Annotated in this window: 17 protein-coding genes and 1 tRNA gene; 6 read left to right on the top strand and 12 right to left on the bottom strand. The window is 46.1% G+C overall.

All coding sequences use genetic code 11. From position 1 onward, the window contains the following. The first annotated feature begins 19 nt into the window (after positions 1-19). The 3 genes from DB398_RS14170 (at position 20) to DB398_RS14160 (ending at position 1,492) form a co-directional block, all read left to right on the top strand. Positions 20-970: a PorP/SprF family type IX secretion system membrane protein gene (locus DB398_RS14170; protein WP_108425107.1), complete on the top strand. Its 951-nt coding sequence runs from the start codon at positions 20-22 to the stop codon at positions 968-970. 44 nt (positions 971-1,014) lie between these two features. Continuing rightward, positions 1,015-1,374, top strand: coding sequence for a dihydroneopterin aldolase (gene folB, locus DB398_RS14165; protein ID WP_108425106.1), 360 nt, complete (start codon positions 1,015-1,017; stop codon positions 1,372-1,374). 47 nt (positions 1,375-1,421) lie between these two features. Beyond that, positions 1,422-1,492, top strand: a tRNA-Cys gene (locus tag DB398_RS14160). A gap of 41 nt (positions 1,493-1,533) precedes the next feature. Here DB398_RS14160 and DB398_RS14155 read toward each other — a convergent pair. The 3 genes from DB398_RS14155 to rnr are packed head-to-tail and all read right to left on the bottom strand — an operon-like array spanning position 1,534 to position 5,113. Continuing rightward, on the bottom strand, positions 1,534-2,190 hold the full coding sequence (locus DB398_RS14155) for a LysE family translocator (protein WP_108425105.1): 657 nt from the start codon (positions 2,188-2,190) through the stop codon (positions 1,534-1,536). A 5-nt stretch (positions 2,191-2,195) separates the two neighbouring features. Further along, the gene (locus DB398_RS14150) at positions 2,196-2,876 is read right to left on the bottom strand and encodes a head GIN domain-containing protein (protein ID WP_108425104.1); all 681 of its coding nucleotides are present in this window, start codon (positions 2,874-2,876) and stop codon (positions 2,196-2,198) included. A gap of 53 nt (positions 2,877-2,929) precedes the next feature. Next, the gene (gene rnr, locus DB398_RS14145) at positions 2,930-5,113 is read right to left on the bottom strand and encodes a ribonuclease R (RefSeq protein WP_108425103.1); all 2,184 of its coding nucleotides are present in this window, start codon (positions 5,111-5,113) and stop codon (positions 2,930-2,932) included. Between the two features lie 595 nt (positions 5,114-5,708). Between rnr and rpiB the strand changes: the two genes are divergently transcribed. From rpiB to DB398_RS14130, 3 genes are read left to right on the top strand one after another with little or no spacing between them, the layout of a single operon-like run. Further along, positions 5,709-6,140, top strand: a complete 432-nt coding sequence (gene rpiB / locus DB398_RS14140) for a ribose 5-phosphate isomerase B (protein WP_108425102.1) — start codon at positions 5,709-5,711, stop codon at positions 6,138-6,140. Between the two features lies 1 nt (position 6,141). Further along, positions 6,142-7,062: a cation diffusion facilitator family transporter gene (locus DB398_RS14135; protein ID WP_108425101.1), complete on the top strand. Its 921-nt coding sequence runs from the start codon at positions 6,142-6,144 to the stop codon at positions 7,060-7,062. Then, positions 7,062-7,502 (top strand): GNAT family N-acetyltransferase, encoded by a 441-nt coding sequence (locus DB398_RS14130; protein WP_108425257.1) that lies wholly within the window; start codon positions 7,062-7,064, stop codon positions 7,500-7,502. Before DB398_RS14135 ends, DB398_RS14130 begins: the two co-directional genes overlap by 1 nt. 95 nt (positions 7,503-7,597) lie before the next feature. Here the strand turns inward: DB398_RS14130 and DB398_RS14125 are convergent, their stop codons facing one another. The 9 genes from DB398_RS14125 to DB398_RS14085 form a co-directional block, all read right to left on the bottom strand. Further along, complete coding sequence (locus DB398_RS14125) at positions 7,598-8,014, bottom strand: hypothetical protein (protein WP_108425100.1); 417 nt, start codon at positions 8,012-8,014, stop codon at positions 7,598-7,600. After that, the gene (locus tag DB398_RS14120; protein ID WP_108425099.1) at positions 8,004-9,239 is read right to left on the bottom strand and encodes a DNA cytosine methyltransferase; all 1,236 of its coding nucleotides are present in this window, start codon (positions 9,237-9,239) and stop codon (positions 8,004-8,006) included. The genes DB398_RS14125 and DB398_RS14120 overlap by 11 nt, the downstream gene beginning before the upstream one ends. 15 nt (positions 9,240-9,254) lie before the next feature. Beyond that, positions 9,255-9,743: a GDYXXLXY domain-containing protein gene (locus DB398_RS14115; protein WP_108425098.1), complete on the bottom strand. Its 489-nt coding sequence runs from the start codon at positions 9,741-9,743 to the stop codon at positions 9,255-9,257. Next, a complete protein-coding gene (locus DB398_RS14110; protein ID WP_234416304.1) occupies positions 9,730-10,794 on the bottom strand; it encodes a DUF4401 domain-containing protein in 1,065 nt (354 codons plus the stop codon). The genes DB398_RS14115 and DB398_RS14110 overlap by 14 nt, the downstream gene beginning before the upstream one ends. Beyond that, the gene (locus tag DB398_RS14105; protein ID WP_108425096.1) at positions 10,791-11,741 is read right to left on the bottom strand and encodes a DUF2157 domain-containing protein; all 951 of its coding nucleotides are present in this window, start codon (positions 11,739-11,741) and stop codon (positions 10,791-10,793) included. Before DB398_RS14105 ends, DB398_RS14110 begins: the two co-directional genes overlap by 4 nt. 649 nt (positions 11,742-12,390) lie before the next feature. Continuing rightward, entirely contained in the window at positions 12,391-14,022 is a 1,632-nt protein-coding gene (locus tag DB398_RS14100; protein WP_108425095.1) for a S41 family peptidase, read from the bottom strand. Beyond that, positions 14,006-14,419, bottom strand: a complete 414-nt coding sequence (gene rnpA, locus DB398_RS14095) for a ribonuclease P protein component (RefSeq protein ID WP_234416301.1) — start codon at positions 14,417-14,419, stop codon at positions 14,006-14,008. The genes DB398_RS14100 and rnpA overlap by 17 nt, the downstream gene beginning before the upstream one ends. Before the next feature lie 162 nt (positions 14,420-14,581). Further along, complete coding sequence (locus DB398_RS14090; RefSeq protein WP_108425094.1) at positions 14,582-16,432, bottom strand: M1 family metallopeptidase; 1,851 nt, start codon at positions 16,430-16,432, stop codon at positions 14,582-14,584. A gap of 2 nt (positions 16,433-16,434) precedes the next feature. Then, a complete protein-coding gene (locus tag DB398_RS14085) occupies positions 16,435-18,084 on the bottom strand; it encodes a S8 family peptidase (RefSeq protein WP_108425093.1) in 1,650 nt (549 codons plus the stop codon). Position 18,085: the final 1 nt, after the last annotated feature.

The following is an 18,085-nucleotide window of genomic DNA, read 5'->3' as shown; positions in this document are numbered from 1 at the left end:
TATAACCCAAACAGACCTCATGTTCAAAAAAGTATATTCAACTGCATTCCTGATATTGATGGCGCTATGCGCCCGGGGCCAAGAGTTGACCATACCACAGCTTTCGCAATATATTGCAGACAATCCCTTCATCATGTCCCCGACCTATGCAGGCATCGGGGATCATATCAAGGTCCGCTTGAACGGACTTACCCAATGGGTGGGCATCAAAGATGCTCCCGATACGCAGACCTTGGCCGCGGATGCCCGAATCGGCAACCGATCCGGATTGGGTATGCTCCTGTATAACGACAGTAATGGGGAGACCAAACAAAGAGGGGCCAGGGTTTCCTTTGCCCACCACCTGACTTTGGATAGGTATGATGATATTTTCCTTTCCTTTGGTATCTCCTACAACTTTAACCAGTTCAGGATAGATGTTGAAAATTTTAGGGAAAACAACGGACAGCTCCCCACGGATGACAAGGCCACTACCAATCATAATTTTGATTTGGGCGTGCTCTATCGGTACAACAAGTTCTTTTTCAGCTTGAATGCCTCCAACATCCTGAATAAAAACCTTGAAAGTTTCAACCCTACGTTTGAGCCAAATACCCTTAGGAACTATTACGCTTACACAGGTTACAGCATTTCGAAGAACAAAAACAGCAAAATGGAGATAGAGCCTTCCATTTTCTTCCAATGGTTTGAAAGTGATGGACGTTCGGTAACGGACCTCAATGCCAAGTTCCGCTTCCATGATTTTGAAGATTACTATTATGTTGGCCTTACCTATCGATTCCTGAACGATCAGTTGGGCGAGCCCCTGTACATTGCTCCCATTGCCGGGTTCAAGAAAAATAATTTCTATTTTGGATATTCCTATCAGATCATCACCAACGAAATCTTGGGATATAGTTCAGGAACACACGTACTCACTGTAGGCATGGATCTTTTCCAAGGGATAAGCAACTGTAGGTGTATGTATTGATTTAGCGGTTTTTGCCCTATTTTTGCACTTCTTAATCAAAAATCGTGGGTAAAATCAAACTAAAGAACATCAGGATACATTCCAACCATGGGTGTCTGAAGGAAGAAATGCTCATAGGAAGCGATTATAGGGTAGACCTTGAAATAACCGCCGATCTTTCGCAACCTTCCCTATCGGACAAGCTGGTGGAAACTGTGGACTATGTCCATCTCAACAACATTGTGAAGGAAGAAATGGCCATCCGTTCCAATCTTTTGGAACATGTGGCAAAACGCATTATTGACCGCATTATCTTGGAAATAGACGAAGTGAACCATGTGATTGTAGAAGTTTCGAAGATAAATCCGCCCATTGGCGGCGATGTGGAAAGCGTGTCCGTTATCCTAGAGTTCGAAAGATTTTAGCAATAATTTGAAAAAGCCAAAAAAATAGTACATTTGCACACCTAAATGGCATCGTGGCCGAGTGGCTAGGCACAGCTCTGCAAAAGCTTGTACAGCGGTTCGAATCCGCTCGATGCCTCTGAAAAACCCAACACTAAGTGTTGGGTTTTTATTTTTCAGTTAGCTTATTCTTTCTATTTCTTCTTTGAGATTAAAGCGTTCTTTGGGAAGGAATCCCTTGGTGATGAGTACAATGCCACAAATGATCAGAACAATACCCAGCCCTTTGGTGATGAGTACAATGCGCTCTATGGTGAGATAGCGCTTCAACTGTTTGGCCAGTATGATCTTCATCAGATCGGTGCCAAAATAGACCAAAATCACCGTGCTGAAGAACACCAACATTCTTTCAGGATCGTTTTCCAAGCTTGGTCCCACTACGATGATCAAGCCCAACCAAAATGCCAGGACACCAATGTTGATGAAGTTCAATAAAAATCCTTTGATAAAAAGGGCAACATAACCTCCTTTGGATGGCCTTGCGGTGGTTTTCTTCTTCGCTTTTTTGGCAAACAGGTAAATCCCATAGACCAAAAGGATCATCCCTCCAAAAACAAAGAGTCCGGGTTCATTGCTCAGGTTTTCCAACAACTGGAAACTACTGAAATAGGCAATGACCAAAAAAACAATGTCTGCCACAACGACCCCAACATCAAAGCACACACCTGCCCTGAACCCCTTGGTGGCACTGGTTTCCAAAAGCACAAAAAAGACAGGCCCAATCATGAAGCTCAATAATAGTCCCAAAGGAATTGCTGCCTGTATATCTTCAATCATAAATGCTATTCCACTCTTTTTATTTTTCCACCGAACAGGGTGTTCTCGTCCATTTTTTTCGGGTCGCCATAGACCAATATCTCCCCTCCAGCCTTTACATTCGCCTTTACATAATCCGTTGCATAGATTTCCGCATTCCCCCCCGCATTCACGGAAATGGTGGTAAACTTGGTCTTGAAGGTCTTGCCTGTGTAGGATCCCCCGGTATTGATGATAATGTCTTGGGTATTGGAAAATCCAGCAGCAAATATTTCTCCTCCGGATACTGCTTTGATCAACAATTGGTCCACCTGGCAGTTGATTTCCAGTTTGCCACCTTCCTGTGCCTTGAGTTCCAATATGTCCTGTACGTAGGTTTCATCGGATGATATGCGGGCATCCTCGTTCACATCGATCACCTTCAGGTCCTCTGTGTGATAAACATCCACATAGGTCCTGTAACCACTGAAAATCTTGTCTATTTCCATGCGTATCTTCAAGACCCCATCGTTGTTCACAATGGCCACCTTGTCCGTATTGGCCCCAGAGATGACGGCTTTGTTTTCCTTTCCCTTGATCAAACTGATGGAGAGGCCATCAAAAGCCTTGATCTCGGTAAACTTTTGAAGATTTTTGGTAATGTCCCCCTTTTGTGCGCTCAGTACTTGGAGCGAAAGGGACAGTAATAAAATCAATATAGGTTTCATGTTATAAAAATTTGGTTCCCAAAAGAATAACAAATTTTATTCCAAAAAAAGCATCACTCCTTTTTTCCGATCAACGAAAAGTCGAGGTGCCGCTTTACCAAATCGGTATCCTTTACCATCACATAGACCTCATCCCCAAGTTGGTAAACCCGTTTTCGTCTTTCCCCTACTATGGCATATTGGCGTTCATCAAATACATAATAATCGTCCTTGATGTCACGTATCCTCACCATTCCTTCACATTTGTTCTCGATGATCTCCACATAGATACCCCATTCCGTCACTCCGGAAATCACCCCGAGGAACTCTTGGTCCTTGTGGTCTTCCATGAACTTGATCTGCATGTATTTCACGGAATCCCGCTCGGCGTTGGCCGCCAGCATTTCCATATCGGAGGAATGTTTGCATTTTTCTTCGTACAAGGAGGCACTCGGTTGCTTTTCCCCATCCAGATAATGCTGCAGCAAACGGTGCACCATCACATCGGGATATCTTCGGATGGGAGAGGTGAAATGGGTGTAATAATCAAAACCCAATCCATAGTGCCCAATATTTTCCGTGGTATAAATGGCCTTGCTCATGCTACGGATGGCCAAGGTATCCACCAAATTCTGTTCCTTTTTTCCCTTTACATCCTCCAGAAGCTGGTTTAGGGACTTGTTGATGGTCTTTCTATCCCTAAGGTCAATACTATGTCCAAAACGTGAAATAACGCCGTTCAGGGCCATTAATTTCTCTTCATCGGGCTTGTCGTGCACCCGGTACACGAAAGTCTTTTTCTGTTTGCCTATATATTCAGCCACCTTCCTATTCGCCAGCAGCATAAATTCCTCGATCAGCTTGTTCGCATCCTTGGCTTCCTTGAAGTAAACTCCCAAGGGCACGTTGTCCTCGGACAAGTTGAACTTTACCTCTATCTTATCAAAAGAAATCGCACCTGCATTCATACGGGCCTGCCGCATGATCTTTGCAAGTCGGTCAAAAGTGAGGATGGCCTCCACAATGTCATTGGAAACGGAATAGGCCTTTCCACGGATGGAAATGGCTTCCGGTATGGCATCCTCCCCCGTTTCTATGATATGCTGTGCTTCTTCATACGCAAAACGCTCGTTGGAATTGATGGCCGTCCGTCCAAACCATTGGTTCACCAGTCGGGCCTTATTGTCCATTTCAAAAACGGCCGAGAAAGTATATTTTTCTTCGTTGGGTCTCAGCGAACAGGCCATATTGGAAAGTACTTCGGGCAACATGGGAACCACTCTGTCCACCAAATAAACAGAGGTGGCCCTGTCATAGGCTTCTTCTTCCAAAATGGTGCCGGGTTCCACATAATGGGAAACGTCGGCAATGTGGATCCCTATCTCATAATTGCCATTTTCCAATTTCTGAAAGGAAAGTGCATCATCAAAATCCTTGGCATCCTTTGGATCTATGGTGAAGGTGAGCACATCCCGCATATCCCTTCTTTTGGCTATCTCGGATTCTTTGATACTGGTATCCAATGTTTTGGCAAACTGTTCCACTTCATATGGAAACTCATAGGGCAGTCCATATTCGGCCAAAATGGAATGTATCTCCGTATTGTGCTCGCCGGGTTTTCCCAAGACCTCCACAACTTCTCCATAAGGCGAATCGGCATCTGCGGGCCAATCGCCCAAGTTCACCAACACTTTGTCCCCATCGTTGGCTTTTTTGAGTTTGTCCAAGGGAATAAAGATGTCCGTATACATTCTGGAATCGGATGGCCTTACAAAGGCAAAGGTCTTCTGCTTGTCCACAATCCCTACATAGGAAGTTTTTTTCCGCTCAAGAACCTTGGAAATCTCCCCTTCCTGCTTTTTCCCCTTTCGCCTGGGTTTTAGGAAAACTTCAACCGTATCGCCATGCAGTGCCTTGTTCAAACTGTTGTAGGGCACAAAGATGTCATCCTCCAGCTCGTCCACCACAATATAGGCATTGCCACTGGAGGTAAGGTCCACCTTCCCCGTAAAATAGGTATAGAGTGAGGGCTTCTTTTTATACTTCCCCTTTTCTTCTTCCACGATCCGGTCACTGGCCTTGAGCTGACCCAAACGTTTGATGAGCTCGTTACGGTCCTGTGTATCGGTAACGCCCAACTTTGCGGCTATCTGCTTGTAATTAAAGCTTTTGGATGGTTCCTTTTCTAGTACGGTAAAAATGCCCTTGGTCAACTCATTCTTCCTCTGACTCCTGGTTCTCTTCTTCTTCTTTGACATTAATGGACTTATTTTTTTGAAAAATACAAATTATAATCCTTGAACTACAAGGAATGGGTTAAGTAATCGTAAAGGCAAGTTGTTTTATCAACAATAACCATTATTATTCTTTTCTTCTTTTTTTGAAATTTTAAAAAATGATGATGATGATGGATTGTTGAAATGTGTAATAATTTAATGGGGCAATTTTTGGTTTGAACAGCAAAATCATTTTATCCACAATTTGTGAGAAGAAAATAATTTTAAAAATCAAAGGATTAGAATTTTTATCCACGGTTTTTGATAACCGTTTTCAACATCAATTTATTGAAAAGTAAATGTAATTTTAATGTTAATTACACCCAATTTTTGTTTCATACCGGTTGATTAATTTTTAATGGAATTTGGACCGTTCTAAAAGAAAATAGATCAATTACACTATTTTCTGGAAAATCAAAATTTACTTACCGTTAGTTTTCTCAAAAAGATCAACAAAAAGCACAAAATGATAAAGAACTGTTTTATAGCAAGATGGAAATATTTCGTGATTTTTGTGAACATCTTCGAACAAAAAGATATTGTACCTTTGTATAGTAGCCTCAAATAAACAAAAATCATGAAAATAGCCATTGGAAACGATCACGCGGGAACCGATTATAAATTGGCCATTGTGGGCCTTCTCAAATCAAAGGGAATAGAGGTCATCAACTATGGAACGGACGGTGTGGACAGCGTGGACTATCCAGATTTTACGCATCCTGTGGCAACGGACGTGGAACAAGGAAAAGTGAATATGGGCATCGTTATCTGCGGAAGTGGCAACGGGGCCACAATGACCATCAACAAACACCAGAACATTAGGGGCGCCCTCTGCTGGAACAAAGAAATAGTACAGCTGGCCAGGGAACACAACGACGCCAACATTTTGAGTTTGCCCGCCAGGTTCATTTCACTTCCACAGGCCTTGGATATGGTAGAGACCTTTTTGAACACCAAATTTGAAGGCGGAAGGCACGAAAGGAGAATAGAAAAAATACCCTGTAGATAACATGGGGCACCACCACCATCGTCATGGCCATTCACATTCACACACGGATCTGAAGGGGAGGAATCTGCTCATTTCCATATTTTTGAACATCCTGATTACTTTGGCGCAGGTTGTTGGTGGACTCATTTCTGGGAGCTTGGCCCTGCTGTCGGATGCATTGCACAACTTCAGCGATGTACTTTCATTGATCATCAGTTATGTGGCCCAGAAATTGGGAAAAAAACAGGCCAACAAGCACAAGACCTTTGGTTACAAACGCGCCGAGATCATGGCGGCCTTTGTCAATGCTGCGACCTTGGTGGTCGTGGCCATTTTTTTGATGAAAGAAGCTGTGGAGCGTCTTTTTGATCCACAGGAAATAGCGTCCAATCTGGTCATTTGGCTTTCCGTATTGGGCATCTTGGCCAATGGGTTCAGCGTACTTTTGCTGAAGAAGGACTCCAAGGAAAATATGAACATGAGGTCTGCCTACCTGCACCTGTTGACGGATATGATGGCCTCCGTGGCCGTTTTGATAGGAGGTATATTGATGAGTTTGTTCCAGCTCTATTGGGTGGATGCCGTCTTGACGATGATCATTGGCATCTATTTGATATATATGGGGTACGACCTCTTGAAGGAATCCACAAAAGTTTTGATGCTCTTCACCCCAAAATCCATTGTGATCCAGGATATTGTGGAATCCATCTGTACCATAGAGCCCGTGAAGAACGTACACCATGTCCACATTTGGCAACTCAATGAAGATGAGGTGCACATGGAGGCCCATATCGATTTTAAAGAGGACATCAAACTGTCCGAGTTCGATGCTATTTTGGGAGAAATTGAAGAGCATGTCTACCACAAACACGGCATCAACCACGTGAACATCCAGCCCGAATTTGACAAGTGCGACTCCAAGAGCATAATCGTGCAGGATTGATGGAAATAAAGGTCAACACATTTGATGGACTTACCAACACGGAGCTGTATCAGGTTTTGCGCCTCCGCAGCGAGGTTTTTGTCGTGGAACAGGACTGTGTGTACCAGGACATGGACAACAAGGACCAAAAAGCCCTTCATGTTTTGGGAATCAAAGAAGGTCAAGTAGTGGCCTATACCCGAATTTTCAAGCCCGGGGATTATTTTAAAAATGCCAGCATAGGAAGGGTAGTGGTGGCGAAAGATCAGCGGCAATATGGCTATGGAAAAATGATCATGGAAGCCTCTTTATCCACAATAGAGGAAAGCTTTCCGGACACCGCTATTGAGATTTCGGCACAATCCTACCTTATCAAATTTTACACTGAGCTTGGTTTTGAGCGCTTTGGCGATGACTATTTGGAAGACGGGATTCCACATGTGCGAATGTTGAAAAAGTAATGATTCTATATTTTTAAGTATCCAAACTCTTTCCAAAAGTGAGAATTGTCCCCTTGAGGCCTGCCTGCCGTAGGTAGGGGACTTTAGGGGTGTATTCAGACCAACCGTTTCGCCACCCCGATTTGCTCCAAATAGGCCAGTCTCAAGATTAAGTTTACTGGTTTTTCTGCCTTGTTTTGGGTCGAAAAGTAGAGAAGCCCCTCCTTTTTTGGGCATAACTTTTCCAAAATGAACTTTCCGTTCACATCCCTGTTGTCCTGTACCAATTGTTGAAAGAACTCCCTCGTCAAACCCAGTGTGGACAAATGCAGGATGAGTTTTTCACGGTTCACAAAAGTGATGTTGCACGAAGTGAACACCTTGTCCACATCAGAAAAAATGTTGGTCACCAAGGCATAAAAATCGGAAATCCGCTCAAGAGCATACTTTTTCAAGTGTTTCTGATAGTAGGAATCCAATAGGACGGCGAGTTGTTTTTCTTTGGAAAGATCAGCTTTGAAATTACTCTTCAATTTGGGATATGTTCCGGAACAGGGCAGAACCTATCTGCTCCACAATGCCCACCACCAAGGCATTTCCCATAAAAAATGCCCGTTTGGCATCAGGGATTCCATCCAAGAGGGTGTGATTGTCCGGAAACATGTTCAACCGTTCCAATTCTACTGGGGAAAGTCTTCGCAGTCCCTTGGAGGTCTGGACCACGTGCTTGAACCGGGACGGGGACTTACCGCCCTCGCCGGTTATGATAGTTCTGGAAGGTTGATCGAGTGCATCGGGAAACACCATGCTTCCCTCGCTATAATGGTATTCAAAACCGCCTTTGGTCTGGCGGGTTTCTTTTTTGGAGCCTTTTAGATACTCCCATTTGTGCAATTCTTCCTGCTCAATATAGAGCTCTGGACCGGCGGAGCCATTTTCCAAAATATCCGAGAGCAGCGTCCGCAAGCCATCGTAGGAAGGAGTGGTTTTTACTGTGGAAACCTTTCCGTTGACACAAATTCCGGTGTTCAGGAAAGGAGAAAGCCCTTTTTTGGCATTGAATTGTTCGGAAAGCTTCACCAAATCCGGATCCAAACTAAAGGATACGACTTTTTGGGTAGTATTGCCGACGGGAAAAGCGGAAGCAATGGTCCCTTTTTCCATGATCCAATCTTTGGGCTTGGTTTTTTGGAGTGTTTTGAAAATGGGGGTCGATTTGTGGTACGCCAGAAAAAAAACGCGCCTTCGGCGCTGAGGCATTCCATACTCGGCCGCATTAATCACACGCCATTCCACGGCATAGCCCAATTGGGAAAGGCTGCTGAGCATCACGGCAAAATCACGGCCCCGCTGGGAGGACGGCGATTTCAACAATCGGTCCACATTTTCAAGAAAAAGGTATTTGGGCTTGTTCTTTTTTTCGGAAAGAATACGGTGAATGGACCACCAAAGTACACCCTTTTTGCCGATAAGTCCTTTGGAATTTTTCAAGGAGGTGGCCACGGAATAGTCCTGGCACGGAAAACCGCCCACCAGAATATCATGGTCGGGAATCAAGGAGGAGGGGATGGACTCAATATTGGCATTGGTATGGTTGGCAGCCCCAAAACGGGCCTCATAGACCAACGATGCGTGCTGCATTTTGGTGGAGGGCTCCCATTGGTTGCTCCACACTACTTTGTAGTGTCCTGTTTTTTCCAATCCCAGACGAAAACCGCCCACTCCGGCAAAAAGTTCACAGACCTTGAGTTCTTGCATGCCCAAAAATAGGATTTATTCCAACTTTTTTAAATTATCATCATACAAACCGACGAGGAGGCTGTTTCCCTCACCATCTATCCGGAGTCCACCATACTTGGCATTCTCATATTTTTCTGCGTCTCCTTCCTGAAAAAAATAGGATTCGGCCCCGATATTTATCCCCCACCAACTTTTTTTGGTATACTTGATGGAAAACTCGTTCGGTTTCGCATTTTCCCCCTCGGTCAAGAATCGGATATGCTGCACAACGCCAAAAGCATTGGGTTCGAGGGCACAATAGCCGCGCTTGGGAATGCTGTCAAGGGCCATTTCGCTGGGCAATTTGTAGCGAAGGTCCATATAGTCGCCTTGCATCAACGAACGGGGGTCCACAGGGGCCAGCTCCATAAAGACGAGGGTTCCCTCCTCCAACAGGTTTTCCTTTTGCACCACGGAATAGTTGAAATACCCCAAAAAGAGCAGCAAATTCGCCAGTATGATGATCCAGCTATACTTCTTCATCGGTCTTGGTCATTTGGGTGAAAAAAAAGTAAAAAACCAGAAACACCACGCCGGACGAAAACAGTATGATGGATTTGGTGAGCAGCGTCAGGGACAAATCATAATAATATTGGATCACAAAGTAGATCAAGGCAATGATCCCAATAGCAAATCCGGTTTTGTAATTGACCCAAAAACTGAGCAGCACAATCAGCAAAGCTCCTGAAATGGCCGGGGCGAACAAGGTGGGCAATAGGGTGAAAACACACAGCACGAACATCAGGACCTTCTTCTGGCCGGCAATGCCAAACCTGGCCAACACCTGCCATGCCAAGTATAGTATGAGGCCAATGGACGCCACAGAAGAGATCCAGAGATAATTTCCAGATATCGGGGCAAGCCCACTTTTTCCAACCGCTACAAGTCCAAAAAGCAGACAAAAAACCAACCCGATGCGTAAAGGCCCGTTCAGTTGTGCCAGTTTTCGAGAGCTTGTCAACAGTTTGGCCTCATTCAAAAAACAATAGGAAAGAAGGAGCGTATAAAAAAGCAGATAGCCATGGATGGCATTGGAGATGTGGTACGACATAATCAAAAACAACATGGCAGCACCTATGGTGATGATGGAAATAAAGGAAATGACATAGTTTTGGGTGATGGCCAAACTGCCCAGTGCCATTAGGATGACCATTAGGGCAACCTGATTCTCGTTGACCTCCAAAAAAGCCAATCCCAAGGCAAAGAGAATGACCCCAAGCACAAAGAAACAGACACTGAACGTATCCAGGATAAAGCTGTTGTATGTTCTATCAATGAAAACGGCTACGGACGCAAGGACAATTCCCAATAGCAGCATTCCCCATTCAGAACTATAAATGCCCAGGATAAAAAGGAACACCACAAAGGCCAAAGTGGCAAGCAACCCACCAAAAACGGAAAGAATCTTAATGACAACGCTCGAGTTTTTTCCTTTCTTTTCCCCACATTCGGAAAGAATGGCGGCTTCATCGTACTGAAATCCGCTTCCTTCTGTGGCCCGAACGGCATCCATTATTTTTTCCAGCTGTTTCATGCGTTCCATTTCTTTTGAAGGCCCAATAAGGTCTTGATCAATAGCGTAATGCTTGCAATTATGAACACCCCGATGGCAAAGAGCATGCCCGCATCATCAGAAATGTTCAGCAAGAGGGCACAACAAATGATGATCAGGCCAAAGGGAATGATGGACAGATAAAAGAGGCTTTTTGTTTTCAGGCCATAGCCTATCCCTGACCCGAACACTATGATCGTGGAAATCAAAAGCAACACAAATGAAGGGTTGGCCTTATCGAAGATTCCGCCGGAAACGCCCACCGTGCCAATGGCCAACACAGCCAAGGCCAACAAGGAGGTAAACCAATAGGGATAGGCTTTTATTTGGTTGAATCTGGGTAGGACCAGAAAGGCCAGAAGGAACAAACTGTTGATGGCAAAAAGCAACAAATAGAGCAACGCCCCGTCCCAGTCATGTGCCACTTGTTCTGAATAGAGAACCAATGTAATGTTGATAAGTGCAATAAAAACCACCCACTGCGGGGAAAAATTGGAAATAAGGGTCCACACCGCAATGGAAAGGGTCCATACAAGAAAAAAATCATAGGCATTGGCCCCGGTTTGATAGACTTGTCCAAAAACGGCCCAGAGAACACCCACCAAAACCGATGCACCAACAAGTATTGTTTTTTTGACCAAAGGGCTGGCCTTTATCAGAAAAAGGCATAAAAAAACCAATACTACAAGCCCCTCGATAAGTCCAAGCTTGGCAAAACGGTGAAGTTGGGCCCAATTGTAGGCAAAAAAGAAAACAATGCCCGCAGTGCTGAACGAAATGCCGAGCCCCAAAAGCAGCAACGACAGGAATTTGCGCCACGAAGGTTGGTTGGAATAGACATGCTCCTCCAGGAACTTGGCGACCCCACCTTCGGACCAATTGCTGTTTTGGGCAATTAGCTGTATATCGTCCCGATTGATTTTTGGCATTAAGAATCAAATATGTTTTGGAAATGTATGAAAACCGAATGAAATAAAAATGCAAAATTGACGGATGCCGGCTTTCGGTCGATCAAAATGGGCATTCCGTAAACCCAAACGGGGCTCCGTCAATTGGTGGCTTTGCGATAGACTAAATTGAGCTACTTTTCACGGAAACAATCCCAAATCAATAACCGACCATGAAAACCACAGTTCTAATTGCCATTTTATTTTTGGCCTTTCCATCGTGCCATAGTCCCCAAAAAGATCCGAAGACCCTGACGGAAGAAAAAGAAGCGACTACGGCACAATCCTCCTAAATTTCCATTTCCGAAAATCAAGCGAAGGACAGGGGTCAGGACCAAGAAGAGGAATACACGGAAACGGATGATGAGGGACGTATTTATAACCCCTATGATTGTGGAGTCCATCAAAGCCCTTTTGGACCAGAAGCTCCAAAAGTGGTTTTTTCCGGATTTTAGGGCGATCAGTTCTTTTTGGGTTAATGATGCGCCTTTTTGACTGTCCTAGCATGGGACATGGACAAGTTTTCGGTCAAAGTAGCAAACAAAGACCACTGATGAACCCATAAAATGGCCCATGAACCGACGGAAGTGCTTTTTGGGTTGTCCTGTGTCAAAAACGAAGCCCCGTTTTCCTAATTCAACAGGCTTTTGTATTTCGAGCCATCGGCAAGAAGCCCTTGGGCGGTCAGTATGGCGTCATCCTTTTGCAGAAAATGCTTGTAGAGGCCTTCCCGGTAGAAATATCGGGTAATGATCTCGTCTTCCAGACTTTTCTGGATTTCGGTCCTGTAAGTATCCAATGCGGAAATTTTGCCCCGGTTCACGGCCAAGAGCAGGTCTTTGTATTTTTCCTGTACCTCTGCCCCCAAAAGGGAGTCGTCCGCATTGATGGACTGTTCCAACAATTCTTCGGTCTTGGTCTGGAAAGTGAAGTTCTGTTCCATCACATATTTTTTGAAGGCGGCATAATCCGCATCTGAAAAAGCAAATCCATCGACCCCGGCAAAGGAATGGTCGTAGTAGTAGTTCGTGGCAAAATCAAAGATGATGTTGTTCGTATGCAATGCATCGATGAGGGAGTTGGTCCTCAGCGACTGGATGTCCACATCGGGCATAACGCCGCCACCGTCCCAGACCTTTCGGCCATTCCGGGTGGTAAATTCATTAAAGTTGGTGTTGCGGACGGCATTTCCACCCTCGTCCCTGTTCCAGTAGTCCAGCGACTGGATGCAACGGCCCGATGGGGTGTAGTACCTGGAAATGGTCACCTTCAGCTGCGTGCCATAGGTCAGTTTGAGCGGCCGCTGTACGAGTCCTTTTCCAAAACTGCGGGCACCCATCACCACTGCCCTATCCAGGTCCTGTAGGCTCCCCGATACAATTTCACTGGCGGAGGCACTTTTACCATCCACCAAGACCACCAAAGGGATTTCCATATCTTCAGGCTGGTTTCGGGTCCGATATTCTTGGTTGAATTTTTTCACTTTGGATTTTGTGGTGACGATGAGTTCCCCTTTTGCCACAAATAGATTGGTCACGTTGATGGCTTCGGTGAGCAGGCCCCCGGGATTTCCCCTAAGGTCCAGCACCAATCTTTCGGCCCCACGTCCCTTTAGGTCCTGCATCGCGGATTTGGTCTGGCCGGAAGCTTTGGCATTGAAACGGGAAAGGACAATGTACCCTGTTTTGTCATCGATCATATCGTAGAAAGGGACAGCATCCACCTCCACGCCCTCACGGGTTATGGTGGCGGTCTTGGTTTCCCCTTGCCGCACAAAGGTGACTTCGACAGCAGTGTTATTGGCCCCTTTTAGCAGTTCCCCGGCATCGTCGTCAAAATCCGAGACCTTGGTCTCCCCGATCTTGATGATCTCATCCCCGGCCTTTAGGCCGGCCTTGTCCGCAGCATAACCTTTATAGGGTTCCACGATAAGAAGTTTGCTTTCATAGGAACGGATCAGTGCACCGATACCCGAATATTCGCCCGAGTTGTTGATCCTAAAAGCCTCTACGTCCTGTTCGTTCAGAAAACGGGTATAGGGGTCCAGTTCGTCCAACATGTTCTTGATGGCCGAATCCATGAGTTCTGCCGGATTGGTCTCGTCCACATAGTTCATGTTGAGTTCCTTGAAGAGCGTGGTAAAGATTTCTATCTGTTTGGCAATCTCGAAAAAATCGCTCTTGAAACTGAAACTACTTGCCCCGACCAGGACAGCGACCGCCAAAAAGGGAACGACAAGCTTTTTTTTAAGGATTCTTCTCATGGGATTCTTTTTTTAGAAAGGCCACCAACAGTTGTTTCATGGCCTTTTCAATCTCTTCATAATCGGGCATCTTATGACCAAGGTATAAAAATATGAACGCAAAATTTCCTTCAATGTTGTTAAAAATAAGGGGCTTGTTCAGTCGGTAGGCCTCCCGCAACAACCGCTTGATGCGGTTACGATCAACGGCGCGCTTGAACTTTTTCTTCGGGGCCACCACAGCGACCTTGACGGGGACATCCTGCTCGGCAGGGGTTTTGGTGTAGATGAGCTTCAAGGGGGGTTCGCGCAGGCTCTTTCCTTCGGCAAAAAGGGTCTCGAAAAGCTTTTTGCTCTTTAAGCGCTCTTTTTTTGCAAAGGTCAGTTTGGGAGTGTCTGGAACCATATTGTTTTTCACGGAATGCCTTTTGGACAATTCATCGCAACAAAGTACTTAAATATATTTGGAATCATTGAAAAGAAGGGAGGGCTAAAGTTCCCTCTTGGAACAATGATCGGCACCAATGAAAAAGGCGGCACAAATGGCCGCCCTTTTTTTGTCTTATCGTGATAATGATCTTTATTGCCCCGCTTGATATACGTTGTTCTCGCCATCCACGTCGGCCATCAGCTGTGATGGGTCTATCATGATGGCCTTCACGTTTTCCAGGGGCATGTCCAATGTGAATTCATAGGAAGGGTATGCCCAGGGCCAATTGTCCAAAACCGTTCTTTTAAGATCGGGATAAGGGTTGTCCTTTTCCCCGAACATCATTCGCAAAGGAATGTAATAGGTTTCTTGTGAGCCGTCTTCCCCGACCACCAAAATGTCCAAGGGCATGGGCATTTCCCCAATGCGCTCCAAAGAGATCTTGGTCTTATCGCCATCGGCCTCAACGCTTTTTATGCCATAATCGATGGTGTTGGTCGTTTGGGTCCAATCGGTCAGGTACCAGTTCAGTTCCATGCCGGAAACCTTTTCCGCAGTCCTTTTGATGTCGTTGGGCACAGGGTGCTTGAACTTGAAATCGTCATAATATTTTTTGATGGTCTCCATCAGCTTGTCCTGTCCAATGATGTAGCCCAATTGGGAAAGGAAAATAGAACCTTTGCTATAGGCCGATATGCCATAGGCAAAATTGGTGGTGTAGCGATCGGCATGGGTGCTCTGGGGCATTTCCAGACCGGAGTTCACCAAGGCATAGTAGCCCCTGTACGACCCCTCGAAGGGGTTTTGCTTTTCCTGCTGCATGATCTCGTTCATGCAAAGGCTGCTGATGAAGGAGGTGAAGCCCTCGTCCATCCACTCGTGTTCGGATTCGTTGGTGGCCAGTACATGCTGGAACCATGAATGCGCCATTTCGTGCACCATGACCCCGACAAGGCTTCCAAGTTCGCGTCCGCCAGTGATCAACGTGCTCATGGCATACTCCATTCCCCCATCACCACCATGTACCACCGAATATTGCTCGTAGGGATATTTTCCAATGTTCTTACTGAAAAAGGCCATCGCCTCAGCGGTCTTTGGCTGTAGTTTTTTCCAGTTTTCAATGATTTCCGGGTTGTTCTTATAGTAAAAATGAAGGGTGGGCCCGTCTTCCATCTCAAGGATGTCATGGATGTATTCCGGGTCGGCCGCCCACATAAAATCGTGCACATTTGGGGCCTTGAAGTGCCATGTCAGGGTCTTGCCCTTGGTCTTTACCTTGGTGCCGGGGGCTTCATAACCATGCCCGATCTCTTGGGAATTTTGTAGGTATCCCGTTCCGCCCACGGTATATTCCTTGTCCAAGGTGATCTTTACGTCAAAATCGCCCCATACCCCATGGAACTCCCTGGCAATGTATGGGTTGGGGTGCCAACCTTCAAAATCGTATTCCGAAAGCTTGGGATACCACTGGCTCATGGAAAGCGCCACACCCTCACTGCTGTTCCTTCCGGCACGTCTGATCTGAAGGGGAACCTGACCTTTAAAAGTCATTTCCAAAGTGGTCTTTCCTCCAGATGGGATGGGTTTGGCGAGGTCCACAACAAGAATGGTCCCTTCTTCCTTGAAAGAAACCGGTTGTCCGTCCTGGGTAAGGGTCACTGCGTGCAGATAGCCCATTTCAGTTTCGGAAAGCGTGGAAATCCTGCTCTTGCCATTTTCCATCATTCTCTTGTCCGGGTCCTTAATGTTCTGTAGCCTGATGTCCATCTCACTTCCGGGCTGGAAGGCATTGTAATACAGATGATAGAATACACGGCCCAGTTCGTCTGGGGAATTGTTGGTATAGACCAGTTTTTGTGTTCCTGTATATTGATAGGTTTTCACATCCATGTCCACATCCATGGTGTAATCCACATGTTGTTGCCATTGGCCGCTTTGCTGTGCGGTCACGATTGAGGCACTGGCCAGGGCTGAAAAGAAGAAAAAGCGTAAACGTTTCATAGTTATTTGGTGTTACTTTCGAGGGTCATTTTACCTTTGGAGATGTTGTCCGCCAAAATTAGGGCATTGTAGGCATTGACCATTTTTCCTGATTTGGAGATTTTGTCAAAAGTGGTCGCCTTGGTTTCGTCTCCGGCCACGATGACGGAAGCCTTTGACCAAAGACCAGATTGCATGATGATGTTTTTGATCTGGGGCGCCGAAAGGTCGGGGTAGTGCGACCGGATGAGCGCCGCCACACCGGATACGGCGGGAGCAGCCATGGACGTTCCGCCCTGGAACTCATATTCGTTGTTCGGCATGGTGGAGTAAATTTTATCGCCTGGGGCAAAAACATCCACATTTTGCTTGCCATAATTGGAAAAAGTCGCCACCATTTCAGAGCCATAGCTGCTGGTGAGCGCACCCACGGTGATCACGTTGTCCACGAACTCGGTGCTGCCAAATCTGTGATCGTTGGGGTAGTTCGGGTTTTCAGGGTCGTCAAGGTCCTCTCCGTCGTTTCCGGCGGCATGCACAATGAGCACATCCTTTGAGGCCGCATATTTGATGGCATCATATACCCATTGGGATTCTGGAGAAAAGGATTTGCCAAAACTGCAATTGATGATGGACGCCCCATTGTCCACGGCATATCGGATGCCCAAGGCAATGTCCTTGTCATATTCGTCCCCATTGGGAACGGCCCTAATGCTCATGATCTCCACATTGTTGGCCACACCGTTGGCTCCTTTGCCATTGTTTCTGGATGCGGCGATGATCCCGGCCACATGGGTGCCATGGCTTTCGGTCTTGACCATGTTTTTTGGGTTGCCGTTGCCGTGCGGAACATCTGTAATGTCGTAGGGGTCGTCCCCAACGGGCGTCCGGCCGTTGAAATCCTTGTTGAGGTTGTAGTTTACCTGATCGGTAAAATACTCAATGCCCTCGGTAAGCTCATCAATTACCTTTGGGATGCTTTCGCCATAGGCGAACATTTGCGTGAGCACTGCCACGCTCTGCTCCATTTGGGCCGTTTTTGGCTGAATGGCAACCAGTTCCTCCTTGGTGTAGGAGTCCTTGCCCAATGCTTCCTTGACCGTAGCATCGGCATTTTTCACCACCTGGAAAATTTGCTCGTACTGTTGCTTGTTCTGCAGGGCCTGTGGGTATTCCTCGTCCAACAACAACCTTGCCTTGGCCCTATCCGATGCATCACCGATGTTCAAGCGCAGCATGCGCACGTATTCCAACTGCTCGTTGTAGGCACCGCCCAAAAAGTTGTATCCGTGGATGTCGTCCACGTAGCCGTTGCCATCATCGTCCTTGCCATTGTTGGGAATCTCATCCTTGTTGGTCCAGAGCACGTCCCTTAGGTCCTCATGTTCCAAATCCATTCCAGAGTCCAGAACGGCCACCACAACGGTCTTGCCCTTTTTGTTCTTGATGATCTCGTTATAGGCCTTGTCCACACTCATTCCGGGAATGGTGTCCAAGATGAGGTCTGCATGGCCCCAATTTTTTTTCTCCGCTTCGGTAAGCTCAGCAACTTTTAGGGGTACGGTATCAATGTTTTCAATAGGGGTGGACACCAATGAAGTGGCCCCGCAGCCCATCAAAAAAACGGATGCGGATACAGATATGAATGATAATTTGCGATATGTGCAGTTCATA

The sequence above is a fragment of the Flagellimonas amoyensis genome (assembly GCF_003058265.1).
GTDB lineage: Bacteria > Bacteroidota > Bacteroidia > Flavobacteriales > Flavobacteriaceae > Flagellimonas > Flagellimonas amoyensis.
The sequence above is the reverse complement of the archived record's forward strand: the minus strand, read 5'-3'. Positions and strand labels throughout refer to the sequence as shown.

What these genes read in the sequence shown, in the direction of transcription:
- rpiB (WP_108425102.1), top strand. Translation starts at nt 5,709, where the DNA reads ATGAAAATAGCCATTGGAAACGATCACGCGGGAACCGATTATAAATTG.
- DB398_RS14090 (WP_108425094.1), bottom strand. Translation starts at nt 16,432, where the DNA reads ATGAAACGTTTACGCTTTTTCTTCTTTTCAGCCCTGGCCAGTGCCTCA.
- DB398_RS14150 (WP_108425104.1), bottom strand. Translation starts at nt 2,876, where the DNA reads ATGAAACCTATATTGATTTTATTACTGTCCCTTTCGCTCCAAGTACTG.
- DB398_RS14115 (WP_108425098.1), bottom strand. Translation starts at nt 9,743, where the DNA reads ATGAAGAAGTATAGCTGGATCATCATACTGGCGAATTTGCTGCTCTTT.
- DB398_RS14135 (WP_108425101.1), top strand. Translation starts at nt 6,142, where the DNA reads ATGGGGCACCACCACCATCGTCATGGCCATTCACATTCACACACGGAT.
- rnr (WP_108425103.1), bottom strand. Translation starts at nt 5,113, where the DNA reads ATGTCAAAGAAGAAGAAGAGAACCAGGAGTCAGAGGAAGAATGAGTTG.
- DB398_RS14105 (WP_108425096.1), bottom strand. Translation starts at nt 11,741, where the DNA reads ATGCCAAAAATCAATCGGGACGATATACAGCTAATTGCCCAAAACAGC.
- DB398_RS14130 (WP_108425257.1), top strand. Translation starts at nt 7,062, where the DNA reads ATGGAAATAAAGGTCAACACATTTGATGGACTTACCAACACGGAGCTG.
- DB398_RS14100 (WP_108425095.1), bottom strand. Translation starts at nt 14,022, where the DNA reads ATGAGAAGAATCCTTAAAAAAAAGCTTGTCGTTCCCTTTTTGGCGGTC.
- DB398_RS14155 (WP_108425105.1), bottom strand. Translation starts at nt 2,190, where the DNA reads ATGATTGAAGATATACAGGCAGCAATTCCTTTGGGACTATTATTGAGC.
- DB398_RS14110 (WP_234416304.1), bottom strand. Translation starts at nt 10,794, where the DNA reads ATGAAACAGCTGGAAAAAATAATGGATGCCGTTCGGGCCACAGAAGGA.
- DB398_RS14170 (WP_108425107.1), top strand. Translation starts at nt 20, where the DNA reads ATGTTCAAAAAAGTATATTCAACTGCATTCCTGATATTGATGGCGCTA.
- DB398_RS14120 (WP_108425099.1), bottom strand. Translation starts at nt 9,239, where the DNA reads ATGCAAGAACTCAAGGTCTGTGAACTTTTTGCCGGAGTGGGCGGTTTT.
- DB398_RS14085 (WP_108425093.1), bottom strand. Translation starts at nt 18,084, where the DNA reads ATGAACTGCACATATCGCAAATTATCATTCATATCTGTATCCGCATCC.